The sequence below is a fragment of the Geomonas ferrireducens genome (assembly GCF_004917065.1).
Taxonomy (GTDB): domain Bacteria; phylum Desulfobacterota; class Desulfuromonadia; order Geobacterales; family Geobacteraceae; genus Geomonas; species Geomonas ferrireducens.
Genome location: NZ_SSYA01000002.1, coordinates 987,984 through 1,007,388 on the forward strand (window position 1 = coordinate 987,984; position 19,405 = coordinate 1,007,388).

General features: G+C 61.7%; 18 protein-coding genes and 1 riboswitch. Of the genes, 12 read left to right on the top strand and 6 right to left on the bottom strand.

Features of this window, described 5'->3' with window-relative positions; translation table 11 throughout:
* Nucleotides 1-59 precede the first annotated feature (59 nt).
* Entirely contained in the window at nucleotides 60-1,136 is a 1,077-nt protein-coding gene (locus E8L22_RS13115; RefSeq protein WP_136525601.1) for an HlyD family secretion protein, read from the top strand.
* A gap of 20 nt (nucleotides 1,137-1,156) precedes the next feature.
* Nucleotides 1,157-2,713: a DHA2 family efflux MFS transporter permease subunit gene (locus tag E8L22_RS13120; RefSeq protein ID WP_136525602.1), complete on the top strand. Its 1,557-nt coding sequence runs from the start codon at nucleotides 1,157-1,159 to the stop codon at nucleotides 2,711-2,713.
* Nucleotides 2,714-2,802: 89 nt separating this feature from the next.
* Here the strand turns inward: E8L22_RS13120 and E8L22_RS13125 are convergent, their stop codons facing one another.
* Nucleotides 2,803-3,309, bottom strand: coding sequence for a MucR family transcriptional regulator (locus tag E8L22_RS13125; protein ID WP_136525603.1), 507 nt, complete (start codon nucleotides 3,307-3,309; stop codon nucleotides 2,803-2,805).
* Nucleotides 3,310-3,432: 123 nt separating this feature from the next.
* Here E8L22_RS13125 and E8L22_RS21390 point away from each other — a divergent pair, with 123 nt between their 5' ends.
* The 3 genes from E8L22_RS21390 (at nucleotide 3,433) to E8L22_RS13135 (ending at nucleotide 6,219) form a co-directional block, all read left to right on the top strand.
* Nucleotides 3,433-3,591 carry a hypothetical protein gene (locus E8L22_RS21390; RefSeq protein ID WP_162604834.1) on the top strand — a complete coding sequence of 53 codons (159 nt, stop codon included), beginning with the start codon at nucleotides 3,433-3,435 and terminating at the stop codon, nucleotides 3,589-3,591.
* Nucleotides 3,592-3,762: 171 nt separating this feature from the next.
* Nucleotides 3,763-3,869, top strand: a riboswitch (SAM riboswitch).
* A gap of 68 nt (nucleotides 3,870-3,937) precedes the next feature.
* A complete protein-coding gene (locus tag E8L22_RS13130; RefSeq protein WP_136525604.1) occupies nucleotides 3,938-5,071 on the top strand; it encodes a trans-sulfuration enzyme family protein in 1,134 nt (377 codons plus the stop codon).
* A gap of 11 nt (nucleotides 5,072-5,082) precedes the next feature.
* The gene (locus tag E8L22_RS13135; protein ID WP_136525605.1) at nucleotides 5,083-6,219 is read left to right on the top strand and encodes a trans-sulfuration enzyme family protein; all 1,137 of its coding nucleotides are present in this window, start codon (nucleotides 5,083-5,085) and stop codon (nucleotides 6,217-6,219) included.
* 91 nt (nucleotides 6,220-6,310) lie between these two features.
* Here E8L22_RS13135 and E8L22_RS13140 read toward each other — a convergent pair whose 3' ends face one another.
* Nucleotides 6,311-7,666 (bottom strand): J domain-containing protein, encoded by a 1,356-nt coding sequence (locus tag E8L22_RS13140; RefSeq protein ID WP_136525606.1) that lies wholly within the window; start codon nucleotides 7,664-7,666, stop codon nucleotides 6,311-6,313.
* 467 nt (nucleotides 7,667-8,133) lie between these two features.
* Here E8L22_RS13140 and E8L22_RS13145 point away from each other — a divergent pair, with 467 nt between their 5' ends.
* Nucleotides 8,134-8,334: a cold-shock protein gene (locus E8L22_RS13145; protein WP_129126184.1), complete on the top strand. Its 201-nt coding sequence runs from the start codon at nucleotides 8,134-8,136 to the stop codon at nucleotides 8,332-8,334.
* A 66-nt stretch (nucleotides 8,335-8,400) separates the two neighbouring features.
* On the opposite strand, the gene E8L22_RS13150 is transcribed toward E8L22_RS13145, so the two are convergent.
* Genes E8L22_RS13150 through E8L22_RS13160 form a run of 3 tightly spaced genes read right to left on the bottom strand, consistent with a single transcriptional unit; the run spans nucleotide 8,401 to nucleotide 11,004 of the window.
* Nucleotides 8,401-9,150 carry an energy-coupling factor ABC transporter ATP-binding protein gene (locus E8L22_RS13150; protein ID WP_136525607.1) on the bottom strand — a complete coding sequence of 250 codons (750 nt, stop codon included), beginning with the start codon at nucleotides 9,148-9,150 and terminating at the stop codon, nucleotides 8,401-8,403.
* Entirely contained in the window at nucleotides 9,147-9,959 is an 813-nt protein-coding gene (gene cbiQ, locus E8L22_RS13155; protein WP_136525608.1) for a cobalt ECF transporter T component CbiQ, read from the bottom strand. The genes E8L22_RS13150 and cbiQ overlap by 4 nt, the downstream gene beginning before the upstream one ends.
* Nucleotides 9,960-9,993: 34 nt before the next feature.
* The gene (locus tag E8L22_RS13160) at nucleotides 9,994-11,004 is read right to left on the bottom strand and encodes an energy-coupling factor ABC transporter permease (RefSeq protein WP_136525609.1); all 1,011 of its coding nucleotides are present in this window, start codon (nucleotides 11,002-11,004) and stop codon (nucleotides 9,994-9,996) included.
* Between the two features lie 294 nt (nucleotides 11,005-11,298).
* On the opposite strand from E8L22_RS13160, the gene E8L22_RS13165 reads away from it, so the two are divergent.
* Entirely contained in the window at nucleotides 11,299-13,695 is a 2,397-nt protein-coding gene (locus E8L22_RS13165; RefSeq protein ID WP_136525610.1) for a hybrid sensor histidine kinase/response regulator, read from the top strand.
* Between the two features lie 87 nt (nucleotides 13,696-13,782).
* Nucleotides 13,783-15,435 carry a DUF3300 domain-containing protein gene (locus E8L22_RS13170; protein ID WP_136525611.1) on the top strand — a complete coding sequence of 551 codons (1,653 nt, stop codon included), beginning with the start codon at nucleotides 13,783-13,785 and terminating at the stop codon, nucleotides 15,433-15,435.
* A 266-nt stretch (nucleotides 15,436-15,701) separates the two neighbouring features.
* On the opposite strand, the gene E8L22_RS13175 is transcribed toward E8L22_RS13170, so the two are convergent.
* Complete coding sequence (locus E8L22_RS13175; RefSeq protein WP_136525612.1) at nucleotides 15,702-17,000, bottom strand: amidohydrolase; 1,299 nt, start codon at nucleotides 16,998-17,000, stop codon at nucleotides 15,702-15,704.
* Nucleotides 17,001-17,458: 458 nt separating this feature from the next.
* Here E8L22_RS13175 and E8L22_RS13180 point away from each other — a divergent pair, with 458 nt between their 5' ends.
* The 4 genes from E8L22_RS13180 (at nucleotide 17,459) to E8L22_RS13195 (ending at nucleotide 19,388) form a co-directional block, all read left to right on the top strand.
* Nucleotides 17,459-17,701, top strand: coding sequence for a hypothetical protein (locus tag E8L22_RS13180; protein WP_136525613.1), 243 nt, complete (start codon nucleotides 17,459-17,461; stop codon nucleotides 17,699-17,701).
* 8 nt (nucleotides 17,702-17,709) lie between these two features.
* On the top strand, nucleotides 17,710-18,009 hold the full coding sequence (locus E8L22_RS13185) for a hypothetical protein (protein WP_136525614.1): 300 nt from the start codon (nucleotides 17,710-17,712) through the stop codon (nucleotides 18,007-18,009).
* A 114-nt stretch (nucleotides 18,010-18,123) separates the two neighbouring features.
* Nucleotides 18,124-18,699 (top strand): hypothetical protein, encoded by a 576-nt coding sequence (locus E8L22_RS13190; RefSeq protein ID WP_136525615.1) that lies wholly within the window; start codon nucleotides 18,124-18,126, stop codon nucleotides 18,697-18,699.
* Between the two features lie 167 nt (nucleotides 18,700-18,866).
* Nucleotides 18,867-19,388, top strand: coding sequence for a SixA phosphatase family protein (locus E8L22_RS13195; RefSeq protein WP_136525616.1), 522 nt, complete (start codon nucleotides 18,867-18,869; stop codon nucleotides 19,386-19,388).
* Nucleotides 19,389-19,405 lie beyond the last annotated feature (17 nt).

The window sequence follows — 19,405 nt, forward strand, 5'->3', positions numbered from 1 at the left end:
CATCTCTAACCACCCAGGGCCGCCGTCTTACCTGATGCCGGCCCGACCGGAGTTAATACATGGCAGACCAGACCATCGAACAACCGCAGACCCAGACCAAAGGCGGACTGAGCAAGAAGCAGCGCGGCGGCATCATCCTCTTGATCATCATCGTGGTCGGCGGGCTCTTCGGCATGCGCCAGTGGGTACGCAGCAAGACCCATATCGAGACCGACAACGCCTTCATCGAGGCGCATGTCCATTCCGTAGCGAGCCGAGTGCCCGCGATGGTGCAGCGCGTTGCCGTAGTCGACAACCAGTTCGTGCACAAAGGGGACCTGCTGGTCGAGCTCGACCCGGCGGACTACCAGGCGCGGGCGACGAGCGCTGCGGCGTCCCTCGAGATGGCCAAGAACGAAACCTCCGGCGATTACGCAAGCGTCGAGAGCGCACGCGCCAACGTGAACCTCGCGGTGGCACGCCTGGAACAGGCGAGTCTCGATCTCAAGCGCGCCGAGGCGCTGTACGCGAAGGAAGTAATACCGAGAGAGCAGCTTGACCGCACGCGCACCGCGCACAAGGTGGCGGAGGCACAGGTAAGTGAAGCACGCGAAGCTGAGAACCGCGCCAAGGCGATGATCGGCGTTTCAGGCACCGGTTCCAAAGACGCGCGCGTGGCGCAAAAGCAGGGCGAGCTCGAGGCGGCACGGCTCAACCTCTCCTACACCCGCGTCGTCGCGCCGAGCGACGGATACGTCACCCGCAAAGGCGTGGAGGTCGGCAACTACGTCCAGCCCGGACAGGCGCTCATGGCGATCGTTCCGCTCGAGGACGCCTGGATCACCGCCAATTACAAGGAAAGCCAGCTAAACGCCGTGCGTCCCGGACAGGTGGTCGAGTTCACCGTGGACGGCTATCCCGGCCGCCATTTCAGCGGCAAGGTGGAAAGTATCATGGCGGGCACCGGTGCCGCCTTTTCCCTGCTTCCGCCGGAAAACGCCACCGGCAACTACGTGAAAGTCACGCAGAGGATTCCCGTGCGCATCGCCATCGACAAGACGAGCGATCCGGAGCACGTCCTGCGTGTAGGCATGAGCGTGGTACCGACCATCCTGACCGGGCAGAGCTTCGGGCAGGTCGTAGGTTTCGGGCACTAGCACTCTCATTTGGCGGTACCATGAACAGCGCTGAAGAAAAGAACATCAACAAGTGGCTGATCACCATAACGGTGATGCTGCCGGCGATCATGGAGATCGTCGACACCTCGGTCGCCAACGTGGCGCTCCCCCACATGCAGGGGAGCCTGAACGCCGGCACCGACGAGGTCACCTGGGTACTCACCTCCTATCTGGTGAGTAACGCCGTCGTTCTCCCCATGACCGGCTGGCTCGCGGGGATCTTCGGCCGTAAGCGCTTCCTCATCACCTGCATCACCCTCTTCACCCTCGCCTCGCTCATGTGCGGCGCGGCGCCCAACCTAGGTCTCCTCATCTTCTTCCGGGTGCTGCAGGGGGCGGCCGGAGGCGCGCTGATACCGATGAGCCAGGCGATCATGATGGAGACCTTCCCACCGTACCAGCAGGGTATGGCGATGGCCATCTTCGGCGTCGGGGCCATGTTCGGCCCGATCATCGGCCCGGCCCTCGGTGGATGGATCACCGACAACCTGAACTGGCGCTGGATCTTCTACATAAACATACCGATCGGCATAGTCGCCGTGGTCATGGCGACCTTCTTCATCTACGACCCGAGCTACATCAAGCGGGCGCGGACATCGATCGACTACTGGGGATTGCTGCTCCTGACGGTGGGCCTCGGCGCCCTGCAGATCGTACTAGACAAGGGACAGCAGGACGACTGGTTCAACTCCGGCTTCATCGTCGCATGTTCGGTCGTAACCGCCATCGCGCTCAGCGCGCTGATCTACGTTGAGCTAAATCACCCGCACCCGGTCGTCAATCTGCGCCTGTTCAAGAACGTCTCGTTTTCGGCGGGGAACCTGATCATGTTCGCGGTGGGTTTCTGCCTTTACAGCTCCATCATGCTCATACCGATGTTCCTGCAGACCCTCATGGGGTACAACGCGACCATGGCCGGCATGGTGCTCGCCCCCGGGGGTGTAGCGACGCTCATCTGCATGCCCTTCGTCGGTGCGATCATCCAGCGCTACGACGGCAGGAAGGTCGTCTTTGTCGGCCTCATCATCGCCGCCTACTCGATGCACATGATGCAGGGTTTCACGCTGGAGGCCGCCTACCGCGATTTCGTCTGGCCGCGCGTCGTGCTGGGCGTGGGACTTGCCATGATCTTCGTCCCCCTCACCACGGTAACCCTCGCCACCATAACGAAGGAGGAGATGGGGAACGCGACCGGCGTCTTCAGCCTGTTGCGCAACATCGGCGGCAGCGTGGGGATCGCCATCGCCGCCACGCTCCTGGCGCGCTACGGCCAGTTCTACCAGACCAACCTGGTGGCCCACGTGACCCCGTACAACCCGCTCGCGCAGTCACAGATCGCGGTACTCAAGCAGGCCATGATGGGGCGCGGCCTGGGCCCCGTAGCCGCCGAGCAGGGCGCGCTCGCCATCATCTACGGCAAGATCTCGCGACAGGCCTACATGCTCTCCTACAACAGGATCTTCTTCATCGTCGGCATCGCCTTCGTGGTGATCATCCCGCTCTTGCTGCTTCTCAAGAAACCCGTGAAACACCTGCCGCCGGGTGCGGTACATTAACCAGAAGGCGCCTCCGGCACTTATCTCAGGACAAAAAAATGGCCGCCCGTAAAAGGGGCGGCCATTTCCACATGAACCTGTGACGAGCCTTAGGCGGTCTTCGCCTTGGCCGTATCCTTCGGGGCCTTGGAAGCCTTGGCGGCCCTGGGCTTTACCGGGGTGGCTTTCTTCGCCTCGATGTTGGCCATGCGCACACCGCGGGCCTTGGCGAGGTTGTCGGCGAGACCGCGGTCGAGGGCCATCTTGCGGCGCGCCTCGGAATAGTTCTTGGCGGCGAGCGGCTGCTTGCCCGGAATGCCGAACTGCTTTTTGTACTCGCCCGGTTTCATGCCGTGAGCGGTGTTGAGATGCCGCGCCAGCGTCTTGAAACCGCCCTTTCCACACAGCATGCAAACGACTTCGCCCTTCTTGAATGCATCCTTCACAGAAACGGAAGGCTTCGCTTCCTCTAATCCCTCGACTGGTTCACCCGCTTCAAGGTTTTTGAGCGCGTTGTGAACTTTGCTGATTTCGAATATAAGCTGATCCGAGGTCATGGGAGTACTCGACGCATGCGAAGCTACGATCTGTGCCGCGATCTCTACCAAAGTGGCCATTTATTTTCCCTCCATTGATCATTACTTGCTTGCATTATAGTGGCAGGTTTCTTTGCATTGTCAAATTGGTATTTTCAATTATATTACAGAGCGTCTTTAGCTAAGAGACTGAAGCAGCACTTGATGCCCAATGACAGCGGCTTTGTTGTATCTGCCAGTACTGTGACCAAAGAGGATTCACAAACTCAAAGCATTGCTGCAGCAAAGACTGGCGTGCATCGCAAGATGCTCATGAAACAGGACAGGAAGCCGCCACAAGGCATTACATCGGTCACGCTGTGACTTCGCAACGGAGATGCGCTGCCATCACAGCCACGTGCGAGGAAAACATTTGCCGCAAATAACTTTTACTTTAGTCAAGAAGTCGACTTTTAGCGTTGACAGAACTGCACCACTCTTGTATTAGTATCTTCGCAAGTATTCAAGGATTCACCCCATACAACCGAATAGCATGACTTATCCAGAGCGATCGAGGGACTGGCCCTATGACATCGCGGCAACCTCCCCTTAGGGGGGAAGGTGCCAAATCCTGCGGAACCAAAAGTTCCGGAAGATAAGGAAGTGCGGACCGATACGTACGAAGTCCCCTTCCTCCCCCGGAAGGGGACTTTTTGCTTTGGAGGCAAACATGAACATCGCGACAACTGCAGCACAGATCGGCCTGGAGCGCGAGACGAGAACCGGAGCGGTGACGGTGCCGATCTACCAGACGGCGACCTTCCGCCATCCAGGCCTTGGACAGAGCACCGGCTACGACTACAGCCGCTCGGGTAACCCCACCCGGCAGGCCCTCGAAGAGGGCATTGCGCACCTGGAAGGGGGGAGCCGCGGTTTTGCCTACGCCTCCGGCATGGCGGCGATCACGAGCCTCATGTTCCTTTTCGAGCGCGGCGATCACCTTGTGGTCACCGAGGACCTCTACGGCGGGAGCTACCGGCTCTTCGAAAAACTGTTCCAACAGTTCGGCCTGAGCTTCAGCTATGTCGACACGAGCGACGTCGAGCTGGTCAGACAGGCGATCCGCCCCAACACGCGTGCTCTCTTCGTCGAGTCGCTCACCAACCCTCTTCTCAAGGTGGCCGATGTGGCGGCGCTCGCGGCACTCTGCAAGGAAAAGGGGATGCTCTGCATCGTCGACAACACCTTCCTGACGCCGTACCTCGTCCGTTGTCTCGATCTCGGCGCCGACATCACCGTCTACTCGGGTAGCAAGTACCTCTCCGGCCACAACGACACGGTGTGCGGACTCGTAGCCGTGAAGGACGCCGCCCTCGCCGAAAAGGTGTACTTCCACCAAAACGGCGCCGGCGCGGTGCTCGGCCCCCAGGATTCCTGGCTCACCATACGCGGCATCAAGACCCTCACCATCCGGATGGAGCGCCAGCAGGAGAACGCGATTGCCCTCGCCTCATGGCTGAAGGATCACCCCGGCGTCGGGCGGGTCTATTACCCTGGCCTTCCTGAGCATCCCGGCCACGACCTCATGCAGCGCCAGTGCGCCGGTTTCGGTGCGATGATCGCCTTCGAGGTGACCCGTCCCGAACTGGTCGAGCGGCTGCTTATGAAGACACGGCTCATCTCCTTCGCGGAGAGCCTCGGCGGGGTCGAGAGCCTGATCACCTTCCCGAAGGTGCAGACCCACGCGGATATCGAGCCGGAAACGCTGCAGCGCCTCGGCATCAACGACCTGCTGCTGCGGCTCTCGGTAGGCATAGAAGACAAGGACGACCTGATCGCCGACTTGGCGCAGGCATTCGAATAAGGAGAGCACGCATGAAATTCGCAACCGAACTGATCCACGGCGGCGACCCCATCGATCCCCAGCACGGCTCGGTGAGTCACCCCATCTACCACACCTCCACCTTCGCCCAGCAGTCGATGGATCATTTCGGCCGCTTCGACTACGCCCGCTCCGGCAACCCGACCAGGGAGGCGCTGGAGGAGGCGGTCGCGGGACTCGAGAAGGGTGCCACCGGGCTCGCCTTCGCGTCGGGGATGGCGGCCATCGCCTCCACCATCCTCCTCTTCGCCCCTGGGGACCACCTCGTCGTATGCGAGGACGTCTACGGCGGAACCTTCAGGCTCCTGTCGACCCTGTTCAAGGGGTGGGGACTCGAGGCCACCTTCGTGGACGCCACCGACACGGCGGCCCTTGCCGCCGCGATCCGCCCGGAGACCAAGGCGCTCTACCTGGAGACCCCGTCGAACCCGCTCATCAAGATCACCGACCTTTCCGCGGCGGTCGCGCTGGCGGCGGAGCACGGCATCCTGACCATCGTGGACAACACCTTCATGACCCCGTACCTGCAGCGGCCGCTCGAGCTTGGCTGCGACATCGTGCTGCACAGCGGTACCAAGTTCCTGAACGGTCACTCCGACGTGATCTGCGGTTTCGCCGTCGCCCGCGATCCCGAGCTCGGCAAGAGGCTCCGCTTCATCCAGAACGCCTTCGGCGCGGTACTTGGTCCCCAGGACTGCTGGCTCGTGTTGCGCGGCCTGAAAACCCTCAAGGTACGCATGGAGGAACACCAGGCAAGTGCCCAAAAAATAGCGCTATGGCTCAATGAGCAGAAACAGGTGGAGCGAGTGTACTACCCGGGGCTTCCAGACCATCCGGGCTACGAGGTGCACAAGCGCCAATCGAGCGGACCGGGCGCCGTGCTATCCTTCGAGCTTGCAAGCTTCGAGCTCACCACGCGCCTTCTTGAGGGAGTGGAACTCGCCGCCTTTGCCGTCAGCCTCGGAGGCGTAGAGAGCATCCTCTCCTACCCGGCGAAGATGTCACACGCCGCTATGCCCCCTGCAGAAAGGGAAGCCCGCGGCATCAAGGACACCCTGGTGCGACTCTCCGTAGGTCTCGAGGACCCGGACGACCTGATTGCCGACATGGCGCGTTTCCTGGACATCTGATTTCCAGTCCGCCAAGGCCCAACGCAAGAAAGCCCGGGAGAATCCTCTCCCGGGCTTTCTTCTTTCAAAAGAGCTGGCAGCGCCTGTTACCTCAGCGCTTCCACTTGAAACTCACCGTCTTCACCCCCGGGAAGGCCCTCTGGAACCCGGCCAGCCCCTCGTCGGTGATGCTGTTGCCGCTGCTGGTAAGCCCCTGCAGCCCCTGCATTCCCTGCAGGTAGACGAGACCGCGGTCGGAGATGCTTGTCTGGTACAGGTAGATCCTCTTCAACGCGGTAAGCGTCGAAATCCCGAGGAGCGCCGCGTCGGTCAGGGCGGTCCCGCAGAGGTAGAGCTCCTCCAGTCCGGTCAGATGCACGATGTGGTCTAGATCGGCGTCCAGCGCGTCGTAAAGAAAGAGCGCCTGCAGATCCTCCGGGTTCAGACCCTGCAAAAGTCTCAGTTTCTCCCCTACCACGCCCTTCACGTCCAGGCGCAGCGCCTGATCGAGATACACCCGCACCGGACCGATGGCCGGCCCGCTCTTTTTCCAGTCGCTGAAGTTCGCAGAACGCAGGTCGCGCAGGTAAAGGTCGCCGCACGCGGCATCGGCCGGGAAGGAGACGATGCGCGCCTGCCTCGTCGCACCGCGCACGGCGCTGCGCACCTTTTCCCCCTTGAGCGAGGCGAGACGCCTAAGCGCACGGGCGATGTTGATCTCGGCCGCAGCCACCATCTCCGCGAAGAGGTCGCTCCCCGCCGCCATGCTCTCGTCGACACGCAGCTTGAAGCGATGCACGTAGCTGGAGCGAAGTTCCTCGATCTGCTCGTTCACCTCGCGGATCGCCTCCACCTCCACCGCGATCTGCCGTTTCACCCGTGCAAGCTCCGCCCGGATGTCGCTCTGCTCGGCCTGCTCGGGGAAGTGCCGCCGCCAGTTCCTCAGGATCTCCCTCAGGGTGCGGTGATCCTCCTCGGCGTAGGCCCGATTCGCCTTCAGCATCAGTTCGTGCCGCACCGAATTGGGACCGTCACCGGCAAGATCGGGATGAATCGCCTTGGCAACCTCTCGGTAAAGGGACTTGATGTCCTGCTCATCAGCCTTCCAGACCCGGCCCCGGCTTCCGCGCCCATCGCCGCCGCGGAAGGCCTTGCCGCTTTGATAGGTGCGGCCGTCCAGGTAGTCATCCTGGTCGTCCTGCGCGGCGGCGGTCCCCTCGCAGAAGTCCTCTTCCGCAGCGCTGCCGGCCCCGGTGAACCGGTCGATCTCGGCTTCGATCCGTTCAAGCTCGGCCATCCGTTTGCCCAGCGTCTCCTGGTAGTTCAGCTCGAACCCGGCGATCTCCTGGCGCAACTGGTGCAGCACGGCGCTCGCCTCGGCATGGCGGGCGCGCAGCGAAGCAAGCTCGGCGCGCCGCTGCTCGAGTTCTATTTCATCAGGTAGTCTCTGTTGGTAACGGGCGGTCATGGATTGTCACACAGTTCAGGATTGTTTTAAAAACGTATCTTTATCATAACATCCTAACACGACCAGGAGCCCTGACACAAAAAGATTTTATCAGATGAAAGGGAAATTGTCTGAGCGGAGTAAACAACTGTCATTGGCACCAGCACCGACAGGAGGCACCGCGAAGATATGCATCCGCGCCTAGACATGAGATCTTGGCATCCTCATGCAGTGAGTGTAAATGCAAACGCGATGCGACACAGACGTCCCGCATTATCGGCATAAGTACCCGAAGCGTCGTGGCTCTCCTGATAAAGCCGGCAGCGCGGCAAAGCCAAGGCCAGTACAGGCACATGCTGTATACTAAACAGAACACTTTAAACCGATCTTAAAAAAAGATTGACACGGAGTATGCAGACTGGTATGGTTACGCACCCGCGAATTCCCGCAGGTTATAACAAAATGGATGTACAGGGAGAAGTAAGTAAATGGTAAACGGCACGGTAAAATGGTTCAACGACAGCAAGGGGTTTGGTTTTCTTGAGCAGGAGAACGGCGAGGATGTCTTCGTTCACTTCTCCGCCATCAACAGCGACGGCTTCAAATCCCTCACCGAGGGTGACTCCGTGACCTTCGAGATCGTCAAGGGACCGAAAGGTCTTCAGGCGGCCAACGTTTCCAGGGTCTAAGTCAGACATATAGCGTAGAACTTTATCAAAAGCCCCGGAGCAATCCGGGGCTTTTTTCGTTTACCCTCACCCACCACAGACCGGGCATCCCTGCATGGAAAGCGGCTTCTCAAGACGGCACTCCCTCAAAAGCCGCTCGTCCCTGAATATCTCCCGCGTCGGACCGTCCGCGCGCACCGCCCCGCCAGAGAGGACGATGGTCCGCTCACACACCTCAAGCACCATGTCGAGATCATGGCTCGTGATGATCTTGCTGTGCCGAAAATCCTTCAAAAGCCCGATCAGCTGCCTGCGGGCGTAAGGGTCCAAGCCGTTTGTCGGCTCATCCATCACCAGCACGTTGGGGGACATGGAAAGCACCGTCGCTATGGCCACCCGCCGCTTCTCACCTGCGGAGAGATGGTACGGCGCCTTCCCGGCGAGATGCTCCGCGTCCACCCGGCACAGCGCATCGGCCACGCATCGCTTCAGCTCCTCACCTGTGATCCCCAGGTTCATGGGACCAAAGGCAACGTCCTCGCGTACCGTGGGCATGAAAAGCTGGTCATCGGGGTCCTGGAACACCATGCCGACGGTGCGCCGCACCTGGTCGAGGGTCGCGCGGCTGACCGGTACGTGGCCTATGCGCACCTCTCCTGACTTGGAAAGCAGGTGCCCGTTCAGGTGGGCTAAGAGCGTCGACTTTCCCGCCCCGTTCGCTCCGATGACGGCCACGGACTCACCGTGGGTTACGCTGAAGGTTACGTCGTGCAGCGCCTCGGTGCCGTCCGGGTAAACGTGGCGCAGGTGTTCGATCTCGATGATGTGGTGGCTCATGACAGGGTTCCCGTTACCAGCGCCCCGATGAGTCGGGGAAGGTTGCACAGCCTAAGGGTGATGAGGAGGCCGCCCCAGAAAAGGACGAAAAGGAAATCCGAAAGCCCCGGGCGCCTGGACTCGGCCGCGGGAAGCATGCCGTTATAACCGCGGGCCAGCATCGCCATGTGAGTGCGCTCGGCGCGCTGCCAGGTGCGCAAGAGGAGGTGCCCAAGCAGTGGAGCGTAGCTCGCAAGCCCCCTCCCCCTGCCGCCAAAGGAGCGCATCTCCCTCGCGCGCGCCGCACGTCCCCCCTCATCGGCCAGCACGAAGAGGTAGCGGTAGAGAAAGAGGAGCTGCATGGCGAACACCTTGGGCATGCCGAGCCCGACAAGGGCGCGACAGATGGGGACGAAGCCGGTGAGCGCGGTGAGTATGAGTGCGGCAGCCACGGTGAGCGCGGTTCTCAGCATGATGGAGGCGAAGGAGATCCAGCCGCCGGTCACCCCGATGCCGCCTAGACGGAAGAGTACCTCCCGATCGAGAAACGGGTTGAAGATGCCGACCGCGACGACGAAGGGGAAGACCAGAAGAACCCGCGAGGCGAGGTACCCGGCGGGAAGCCGCCCGATGGCGATGAGCACGGCGGGGTAGATCAGGAAGGGAACCAAAGCGGAGAGTTCGTACCTCCCGAAGGAGACGACGCAGAGGATGAAGATGAGGGTGGCGAGCACCTTGGTGCGTGGATCCAGGCGGTGCAGCACGGTATCGCCCCCCGCGAGCCGATCCAGCCGCTTCAAATCAAGCAGTGCCCCATGTACCGATGCCATGCCCTTTTCCTCGCCGAAACCACAGCCGAGCGCGCTACGCCTCGGGAGCGGCCCCTCCCCTTTTCGCCCGGCGCAGAAGCGCCGCCACCGCGACCACGATAAAGAGGGTGATGAGCGTGCCGACCACACCGGCGGCACCCGGGCCTGCCTGTTGAGCGGCCACCCCTTCCCCTGCCGGCATGCGGTACTCGGCGAACCACGCGAGCCGTCCCTGCAGCGCGTGCAGGTAAGCGGTCACGCCGTGCTGAGCAACCGGCGCAGCGGTACCGGCCGCACCGGCGACGGACCACTCAAGCCCGTCAGGCTTATCGGAAGCGAAACGGGAGATCCCGCCTGCAACCAGCAGGGCGCAGACGAGGGCAGCGGCGAGAAACGGCTTAAGCGAAGGCGCGGCCTCTGCGTGAGCCTTTCGGGCGAGCAGCTCCGGACGGGCCTTGCGCAGGAAGGAGACTACGGCGAGGGTAACCGCCCCCTCGACCGCGCCGATGGCGAGGTGGATCGGGAGCATAAGCGCGAGAAACTTCGCAAGCGGCAGCTCGGATACCCCGGAGAGCGCCGTCTCCAGCACCACACAGAGAGCGCCCAGTTGCATGGCGCAGAGCGCTGCGAAAAGCGTCACCGCCGCCTCGCGGCGGGGCCCCGGCGCTGTGCCGATCAGCCTTCTGTACAAAAGCGGATAGATGATGAAGGCGGGGATCACCCCGAGGTTGAAGATGTTGCAGCCGAGGGCCAAGAGGCCGCCGTCGGCGAAGAAGAGTGCCTGCACGACGAGAACCGACGCCACGGTGAGAAAGGCGGCGCTCGGGCCGAGTAGGATGGCAAGGAGCAGACCGCCGGTTAAATGCCCGCTCGAGCCGGTCCCGGGGATGGAGAAGTTGATCATCTGGGCGGCGAAAAGAAAGCCGCCCAGCACACCCATGAGCGGTGCGATGCGATCGTCGCTCTCGCGACCAAGGCGTGCCGATCCCCAGGCAATGGCGCCTGCGGAAACGGCCCACATGGCCCCCCCGACCGACGGGGATAGCAGAGCGTCCGCCATGTGCATCTAGTTTCCTCCGTGTGCTTCCGGGTCGACACCGCGTAGCACGAATTTCAATATAGTGACACGGTTTTTATACAGGATGCCCCCCAGCCTGTCAACGCATATCCCCCCTGGAGCGCGGCCGCCAGAGGGACGATCGCGTATACGTTTCCCAGTCTCTCTATGCGGTCTTTCCTACAAATCACTTCTCTTTTTATTAATACAATGCTAATCTGCGCGCCGAGGTGCAAAGGCGTCCCAGCTGCGGCACCGGACAACGAAGTCCCGCACCTGGTTGATGCGCAAGGAGCGCTCCCCATGACCGGTTCCGAGAAGCAGACAGGCCATTTCACCATCAACTGCACGGTTATTCTCGCCCTTCTCGTAACCCTCTTCTTCCCGTTCGGCTATTTTGCGGTCAGCTACCAGCACGCGCTGGGCAGCCTCGAGACCGAGACCGAGATCAACGCCCGCATCATCACCTCGCTTGGCAATATCCGCCCGGACTCCTGGCACGACGAAGCGCACCGGCTCGATGCCATCCTCTCCAGTCACGGCACCCCCACCACTGCAGAAAGGCACCGCATCCTCGACGCCGGGGGTAGGGAACTGGCAGCAAGCGGGGGGGAGCTCGCAGCACCGGTGATCCTGCGTACCCGTCCCATCTTCTACGGCGACAAGGTCATCGGGAGCGTCGAAATCAGCCGGTCGCTGCGCCCCATCATAAAAAGGGCCGCCCTGGTAGCGGTCGCCGGTTTCAGCCTCTCCCTCATCGTCTTCGTATTACTCCCCTTCCGCGTCATCAACCAGGCCAACCGTCAACTGCAGGACTCCTACACGTTCCTGAAAAAAGTCATGGAAAGCAGCGCCAACGCGCTCATCGTCCTCAACCTCGACGGCACAGTTGACATGGCCAACGCACGCTGTACCGAGCTATCAGGATTTCAGCCTTCGGAATTTATCGGGCGCGACATCGGCGGATTCGTCTGTCCCTACTGCATCGACATGGTGCGGCGACAGCTGCATCTCGTCACGTCCGGCACCGCCGAGATAGTAAAGTTCGAAGCGGAATTTCTCACCAAAGACGGCGGCACCGTCTCGATAGCCTGCGGCGCCACGCCGGTCTACCAGGAGGGGCGCATAGCCTGCACCGTGCTCTCCATCGAAAACATCACCGAGCGCAGGCAATCGGTGGAGGCGCTCACCGCTGCGAAGGAGTACACCGAGAACCTGATCCAGGCCGCCTGCCTGATGATCCTGGGGCTTAACCTCAAAGGGGAGGTAACCCTCATCAACCGCACCGGCGAGGAGATGACCGGCTATCGGCAGGAGGAGCTCCTGGGAAGGAGCTGGTTCGAGACCTTGATGGGTGCCGAGGCCTTCCACAAGATGTGCTGCATCCCGCAGGAGGCGGAGGCCGGCACCGGAGGTTGCGCCTGCGAGGGGCAAATTGTGACCAAGACAGGGGCTATGCGCACCATTTCGTGGCGCAACAGCGCCATCGTGGAAAAGGGAACCGTCGTCGGCACCCTCTGCTTCGGCATCGACATAACCGAGCACAGGAAGGTAGAGGCGCAGTTAAGGCACTCGCAGAAAATGGAGTCGATCGGCCAGTTGGCCGGCGGGGTTGCCCACGACTTCAACAACATGCTGAGCGTCATGCTTGGTTACGCCCAACTCTGCCAGCTCGAAGCGGCCGGTGCCCCCCCCCTCTCCCTGTACCTCGAGGAGGTCATCAAGGCCGGGGAGCGCTCCCGTGACATGGTGCGCAAGCTCCTCGCTTTCTCCCGTAAGGAAATCATCTCCCCGAGGCGGGTGAACCTGAACGATCACTGCCTTGAGATGAAGAAGACGCTAAGCCGCCTGATCGGTGAGGAGATCCGTTTCGATTTCGTCCCGGACGACGCGCTCTGGCCGGTACGCATCGACCCCTCCCAGGTAGACCAGATCCTCATGAATCTGGCGGTAAACGCCCGCGACGCCATGCCCGAAGGAGGCACGCTTACCGTTGCTACCGGAAACGTCACCGTCGATACCGAGTTCTGCGACTTCCGCCTCGATGCGAAACCCGGACCCTATGCGTGCCTGAGCGTCATCGACACCGGCACCGGGATGGAGCGCGAGGTGGTGCGGCGCATCTTCGAGCCCTTTTTCACCACCAAGGAGGTGGGACGTGGCACCGGGCTCGGTCTTGCCACGGTCTACGGCATCGTCACCCAAAACGGCGGCTTCATCGATGTGGAGAGCGAACCGGGACAGGGGACCTGCTTCCAGATCTACCTCCCAATGCTTACCGGCGACGTGGCGGTCCAGCCGGAAAGCAAGCCGGCAGCGATGATTGGATCGGGCACCGTTCTCGTTGTCGAGGACGACGACATGCTGCGCCTCATGGCCACGCAGATGCTCGAGAAGATAGGCTACCAGGTGATCCAGGCAGCCAGTCCCCATCTCGCCCTCGCCATCTGCGGCGACAACAGCAAAAAGATCGACATGGTGCTATCCGACGTGATCATGCCGGAGATGAACGGCTTCGATATGGCCCGTGGCATAGCGGCCCTGCGCCCGGAGACCAAGGTCCTTTTCATGACCGGCTATTCCGATGAGATGATCGCAAGGCGCGGCATCCACCCTGAGAAAGAGCTGCATTACATACAGAAGCCCTTCGACATGGAAGGGCTGCACGAGAAGATCATGGCCATGCAGTCCGGCTGCTGACCAGTCCCGCCCAAGCTTTGCCATCGTCGCGCGACTTTGATAGACTGGGACGGTAATCCTTGATAGTAGATCCCACCGGGAGAAACCATGAAAAGATCCTATATACCGTTGATGCTGGCCCTGCTGTTTTCCCTTTCCTTCGCAGTCACCCCGCTGAGAGCTCAATCAGAACCCGGGTATTACACCGCTTCCGATCAATACCAGTACGAGGAGGATCTCCTCTACCCGGAAGAACTTGACGACCTGCTCGCCCCCATCGCACTCTACGCGGACCCGCTCATCGCCCAGATCCTACCCGCCGCAACCTTCGTGGACCAGATCCACGATGCAGCTCGCTACGTGAGGTTCTACGGCAACACGTCGGACATCGACTACCAGTCCTGGGACATAAGCGTGCGTGCCGTCGCCCACTACCCTCAGATCCTCTACATGATGGACCGGGAGTACCAGTGGACCGCTTCGCTCGGGCAGGCCTACATTGAGCAGCCCCAGGACGTGATGGATTCGATCCAGCGGTTGCGTCGATGGGCGTACGACCAGGGGAACCTCTATTCGACACGCCAGCAGGAGGTGTTTTTCGACGGTGACATGATCAGGATCGTCCCGGCAAGACCGCAGTACGTCTACGTTCCGATTTACGACCCTTACGTGGTCTACGTGGAGCGTTTCTATCCAGCCACCCCGGCCATCTCCTTCGGTATCGCCTTTACACTTGGTCCGTGGCTCAACCGTGACTGCGACTGGCGCGGGCATCGCGTGTACTACCACGGCTGGCGGGGTTCCGGGTGGGTCCGGCGCTCACGTCCCTACGTGCACGACCGGCGCAACATCTACATAAACCGCAGGGCCGCCGTGATCAGCGTGAACGAGCGGGTGATCCAGCGTGATACGCGCACGTACCGCGAGCAGCTCCGCGTCGAGACCCAAAGGCATCGTGACGAGAGAAGGATGCCGCCGCTGCCACCGGGCGTGGCACGCCAGCCAAGGCCTGCGGTGCCTCGCCCCGGCGGCGTACCAACGCCGCGACCAAGAACCGAAAGACGCAGTGAACCCTGGACCGGCAGGGAACCGGCAGCTACCCGCCCCGGAGTGCCGGCAACGACGGCGCCGACGACAAAAGGGGTCATCCCGCCGGCGACGAAACAGCGCGGGCCTTCAGCCACGCAGCCGCGCGCCCCTCAGGCGCCGAAAGGGCAGGCGGTTCCACAGCAAGGGCAACCGCCCCGCGTGCAGCCTGCCGCTCCCGGAAAACCGTCACCGTCGTCCGCAACGCCCCCCACCGGGAAGCCGCAGCCTTCCGCCACTACCGGCGAGCGCGGTGCTGAGCGAGGCAAGGGAGAACCAAGACGCAGGGGCCAGCGTCCTGCCGTCAAGCCGCAACCGCAAGCACCCGCGGCGACGCCTCAGGCTCCCGCGGCAGCGCCCCATACACCCGCAACACCGACAGTCACCGCGCCTACGCCAGTAAAACCGGCCGAGCGCGGTACTGCACCACGCGGAGTACGGCATCCCCCAACTGCCGAGCCTGCGGTAAAAGAACCAGCCGGTGTCCCCGCGCCCCAGACGCGTCCTGTGGTGCCCCATCCGGCCGCAACGCGACCCGCGCCCGTCGTCAAACCGCCGCAGCCACAGACCGTGGAACCGGCACCAAAACGCGCAGAGCCCCCCGCGCGTGAGGCCGAGCCTGCCCATGGACGCGGCCGAGAAGAAGTGCCCCCCCGGCAAAGGGAAGATCGCTGACGCAACACAGCGGCGAAGAAGCAATCACAAATCACAGTTAAGAAGCGCAGCACAAGAAATACGACAGCTAAAGGCGAATAAAAAGGGGCGCACCACGCGGTGCGCCCCTTCTCTTTTGGTTCTGGCGGAGATTCCTCGAAAGCAGGCTTTGTGTCACAACAAGCGCTGCACGCTCCACAGTCGCCCCTTTGCGAAGGGGGAGCCTGCCGCCCGTAGCCTCCGCGAAGGGGGGACAGGGGGGATTTGCTTCTAAGATAAACCGTCTATCAACCCTCATCCGGTTGCAACAGCTCGCACACCGCCGTCGATAGCGCCATCACCCCGCCCTTCAACGTCGGCTCCGGAGCCGGAGCGTAGAGCGGCGAATGCTGCGATGGAAGCGAGCCCCCCGAAGCCGCGAACGCCTCGAAACGTTGCGGGTCCGCAGCGCCCAGCCAGAACATGCAGATGGGAATCTCTCCCCCGAGCCCCCAGGTACCGAAATCCTCGCTCACCATACGTGCCGCCGAGCGGACCACGTTCTCCTCGCCGAGCGCCACACGTAATGCGACGGCCAGGCGCTCGGCGAGCACCGGGTGGTTACAGGTCGCCGGATGCGCGGCAAGCACCCGCACCACGGGAGCCAGTTCCTGCGGCACCCCGGCGGCAAGCGCAGTTCCCTCGCAGATGCGCCGCACCGACTCGATGATGCGGTCGCGCACCCGGTCGTCGAAGCTGCGTATGGAAAGCTGCAGCACCACCTCCTCAGGGATGACGTTGCAGGCGGCTCCGCCGTGAATCGACCCCACGGTGAGTACCGCAGGTTCGTGCGGCGATATCTCCCTGCTCACTATGGTCTGGAAGGCAAGCACGAGTTGCGCGGCAAGCACCACCGGGTCCTTGCCGCATTCGGGTGCCGAACCGTGCGCCCCTACCCCGCGCACCACCACCTCGACCTCGGTGAAACTAGCCAGGAAATTCCCCGGCGCCCAGCCGGCGGTCCCAGCCTTCAGAAACAGCGTGCTGTGCAGCGCAAGCGCGAAGTCGGGCCTCGGGCAGAGCCGATACGCACCATCGTCGATCATCGCCTGGGCCCCGTCGCCCCCCTCTTCTCCCGGCTGAGCGACCAGCACCAGCGTACCGGACCAATTCGCGCGGCAGCGGGAAAGCACATGCGCCGCTCCCAGCAGGCAGGACATGTGCACGTCGTGCCCGCAGGCATGCATGACCGCACCTTCGCTACCGTCCCGGTAAATCCCCTTGGCCCTGCTCGCATAGGGAAGTCCGGTCTTTTCCTCCACCGGAAGCGCGTCCATGTCGGCACGTAAAAGGACCGTCGGTCCATCCCCGTTCTCCAGCACCGCCACGATGCCGTAGCCAGGCCAATCGAAGCGCTGGTACCTGCCGATCCCCTCGGTGACCGTGAAGCCTAGCGTGCGGAACTCACCCGCCAGGAACGCGGCAGTTTCCCGCTCCTGTCCCGAGAGTTCGGGGTGGGCGTGCAGTTTCTTGTACGACTCGACCAGCGAAGGGAGTTCGGCCTCGACCAGCGTCTCCAGGGAGTCGCGCAGCGATTGTGTCAGCATAAAGTCTCTCGGACGTGGCGATGAAAATACCGCCGCAGGTTACTATGTTCCGCCGACGTTATCAACCGCCAACTGCACCCGCCGTTGCAGCCACAAAGGAGACTGGCACCGAAGGTGCCTGTCTCCTTTGCCCCTGCGTTGCGCCCTTTGTGAAGATTCTTCAGGACCCCCCTGAGAAAGCATGAGTGCGTTAGCCTCGAAGCAGTGAGCGTGGCCTTACGTCCCCCCCTTTGCGAAGGGGGGACAGAGGGGATTTGCCTCACCCAGAACAACCATCAACAACCGTTCGTTCTGCTGAATGGAGTGCCCCATGCAGAGCACCATGGCTATTAAATCAGCAACATGCTTATAGCAATACAGAGCGCTTAGCCGCTAACACCCTGAAATACCACACCTGCGATCAAAGAAGCTTGACTGGCATGCTCCGTGTAAAGTCCCAAATTTAAGGAGGGACTGCAATGACCGAGATGATCGACGGGAAAGAACACGTCACAGCCGCCGAAGCCGCGGCGGAGCTCTCAACCACCGAGACGAAGATCCTCATGCTGCTGAAGCAAAAGGCCCTGCATGGAACCCTCTCAGAACAAGGGTGGTTCATCACCAGGGAGTCCCTGGACTGCTTCGACCGACACGCCAGAGACCCGCAAGCACAGCTCACCTGCAGGACGAGCTGCAGCAGTTCCACCTGCGGGTGCCGCTAGGAGGCGCCATGGGGATCACCGTTCACCCCTCAGACCTCAAGTACCGTTATCCGAAAGTGACGGAGCAGAAGTACGAGCCCAAGTTCTCAGGCCCCGGCGATCCCTCACCCTTCAACCGCGACGACCTCTACGACATCGTTCCGATGCTGACCGCGGTAATGGACGAGCTACAGTGCGATGACGCAGACACCCTGCACTTTCTGGAGGACCTCATGAACCGCGACCTGCCGCGTTTTCTGGAGAGCCGTGGCGAGGTCTTCGCCTTTCTCGCAGGATGCGGTAAGGAGATGCTACAGCACCGACCATGAGCGCCCTGCAGGCGCACGAACTACGGGCGGAAGATCCCCCAAATACCTGACGCTCTGTCGCGTCACTGAAATAAAGGAGCGGCAATGAACAGCTTAGCCATGAAAAGAGAGTCAATGACCGGCACAACAATTACCGACTTCGCACAGGCCGGCTTCACCATCGTGCCGATGGCGGCTAGGCCGAACGGCTACCTGCTGGAACTCTACGGCTTTCTGGCCCCCGGTTGGACCGGCAGGCTTGCAGCGGGCCTTGCCGACCACCGCGTCAGCATCATAAGCGGCTCTGCCGAAAAGGTGAACGCCAGCCACTGGCGCTCGCGCTTCGAACTTAAGAGTGCCCCCTTCGCCAAGAGTCCGGAGGGCATCGACTTCCTCGCCCTCGCCGGTACCGAACCGGACCATAAGGCGGCACGGATCGAGTTGCTCGATTTCAGGATGGAACCGCCCCCACGCCACGAAGGAAGCGTGTTCATCGAGATCAAGGGGATCGACCGGCTCGGTTTCCTAGGGGACCTGTTGGACCACTTCAGCATGCGTTGCCTGTTCCCGGTCAAGATGACCATCGACACCTTGGGCGATACCGCGGTAGACCGTTTCTGGCTCAGAGGCGTAGGCGGCTCCCTTCCTTCCGAAGCCATCACCGACTCGGTCAAACAGAGCCTCGCACAGCTTCTGGTTGAAAAGCGCTAGACACCTCCCTCAATCAGTCCCTCCCCCGCAAGGGAGGGACCACACAATACCTTCTCTCCCACACCATCCCTTACCGGTGCGCTTACTGCGCGAAAATGAAAGTGCCGGTTGCAAATCCAGATAGATTGGTTAAAGTCTTTAACGTTGCCTAATTTATGGAGAACACCATGATCATCCATATCGTGCGCCACGCAGAAGCCGTTGAGAGAACACCTGAGATACAGGAAGAGCATCGCTACCTCACCCGTCGCGGCAGACGACGTTTCAGGAAAGCGGCAAAAAGCCTGGCCACTCTGGGTATATCCCCTGTCCTCATCCTCACCAGCCCACTCATTCGCGCCGTGCAGACAGCAGACATACTCGCCGAGAAACTCTCCTACAAGCGCGAACTGATCGTCGCCACGCAACTCGCCCCCGGTTTCCGCCCGGAGGCGCTGGACGAGCTTTTGAGGCTCTACCCGCAGGCCGGTGAAGTGGCTTTGGTCGGGCACGAGCCGGACCTGGGTCTCGTGACACAGGCGCTTTTCGGCGAGACCGACTCCCTCACCCTACCCAAGGGGGGCACCGTTTCATTCAAGCGGGCCGCGGACGGAACGGGCGACGCACATTTCCTGCAACTGGTGACCGGTGGGGGACGCATCGTCACCTCGCGCGGCAAAGCGGTGGACCGCCTGCGCCAAGGCGGATAACAGTACGCAAAGAAGGA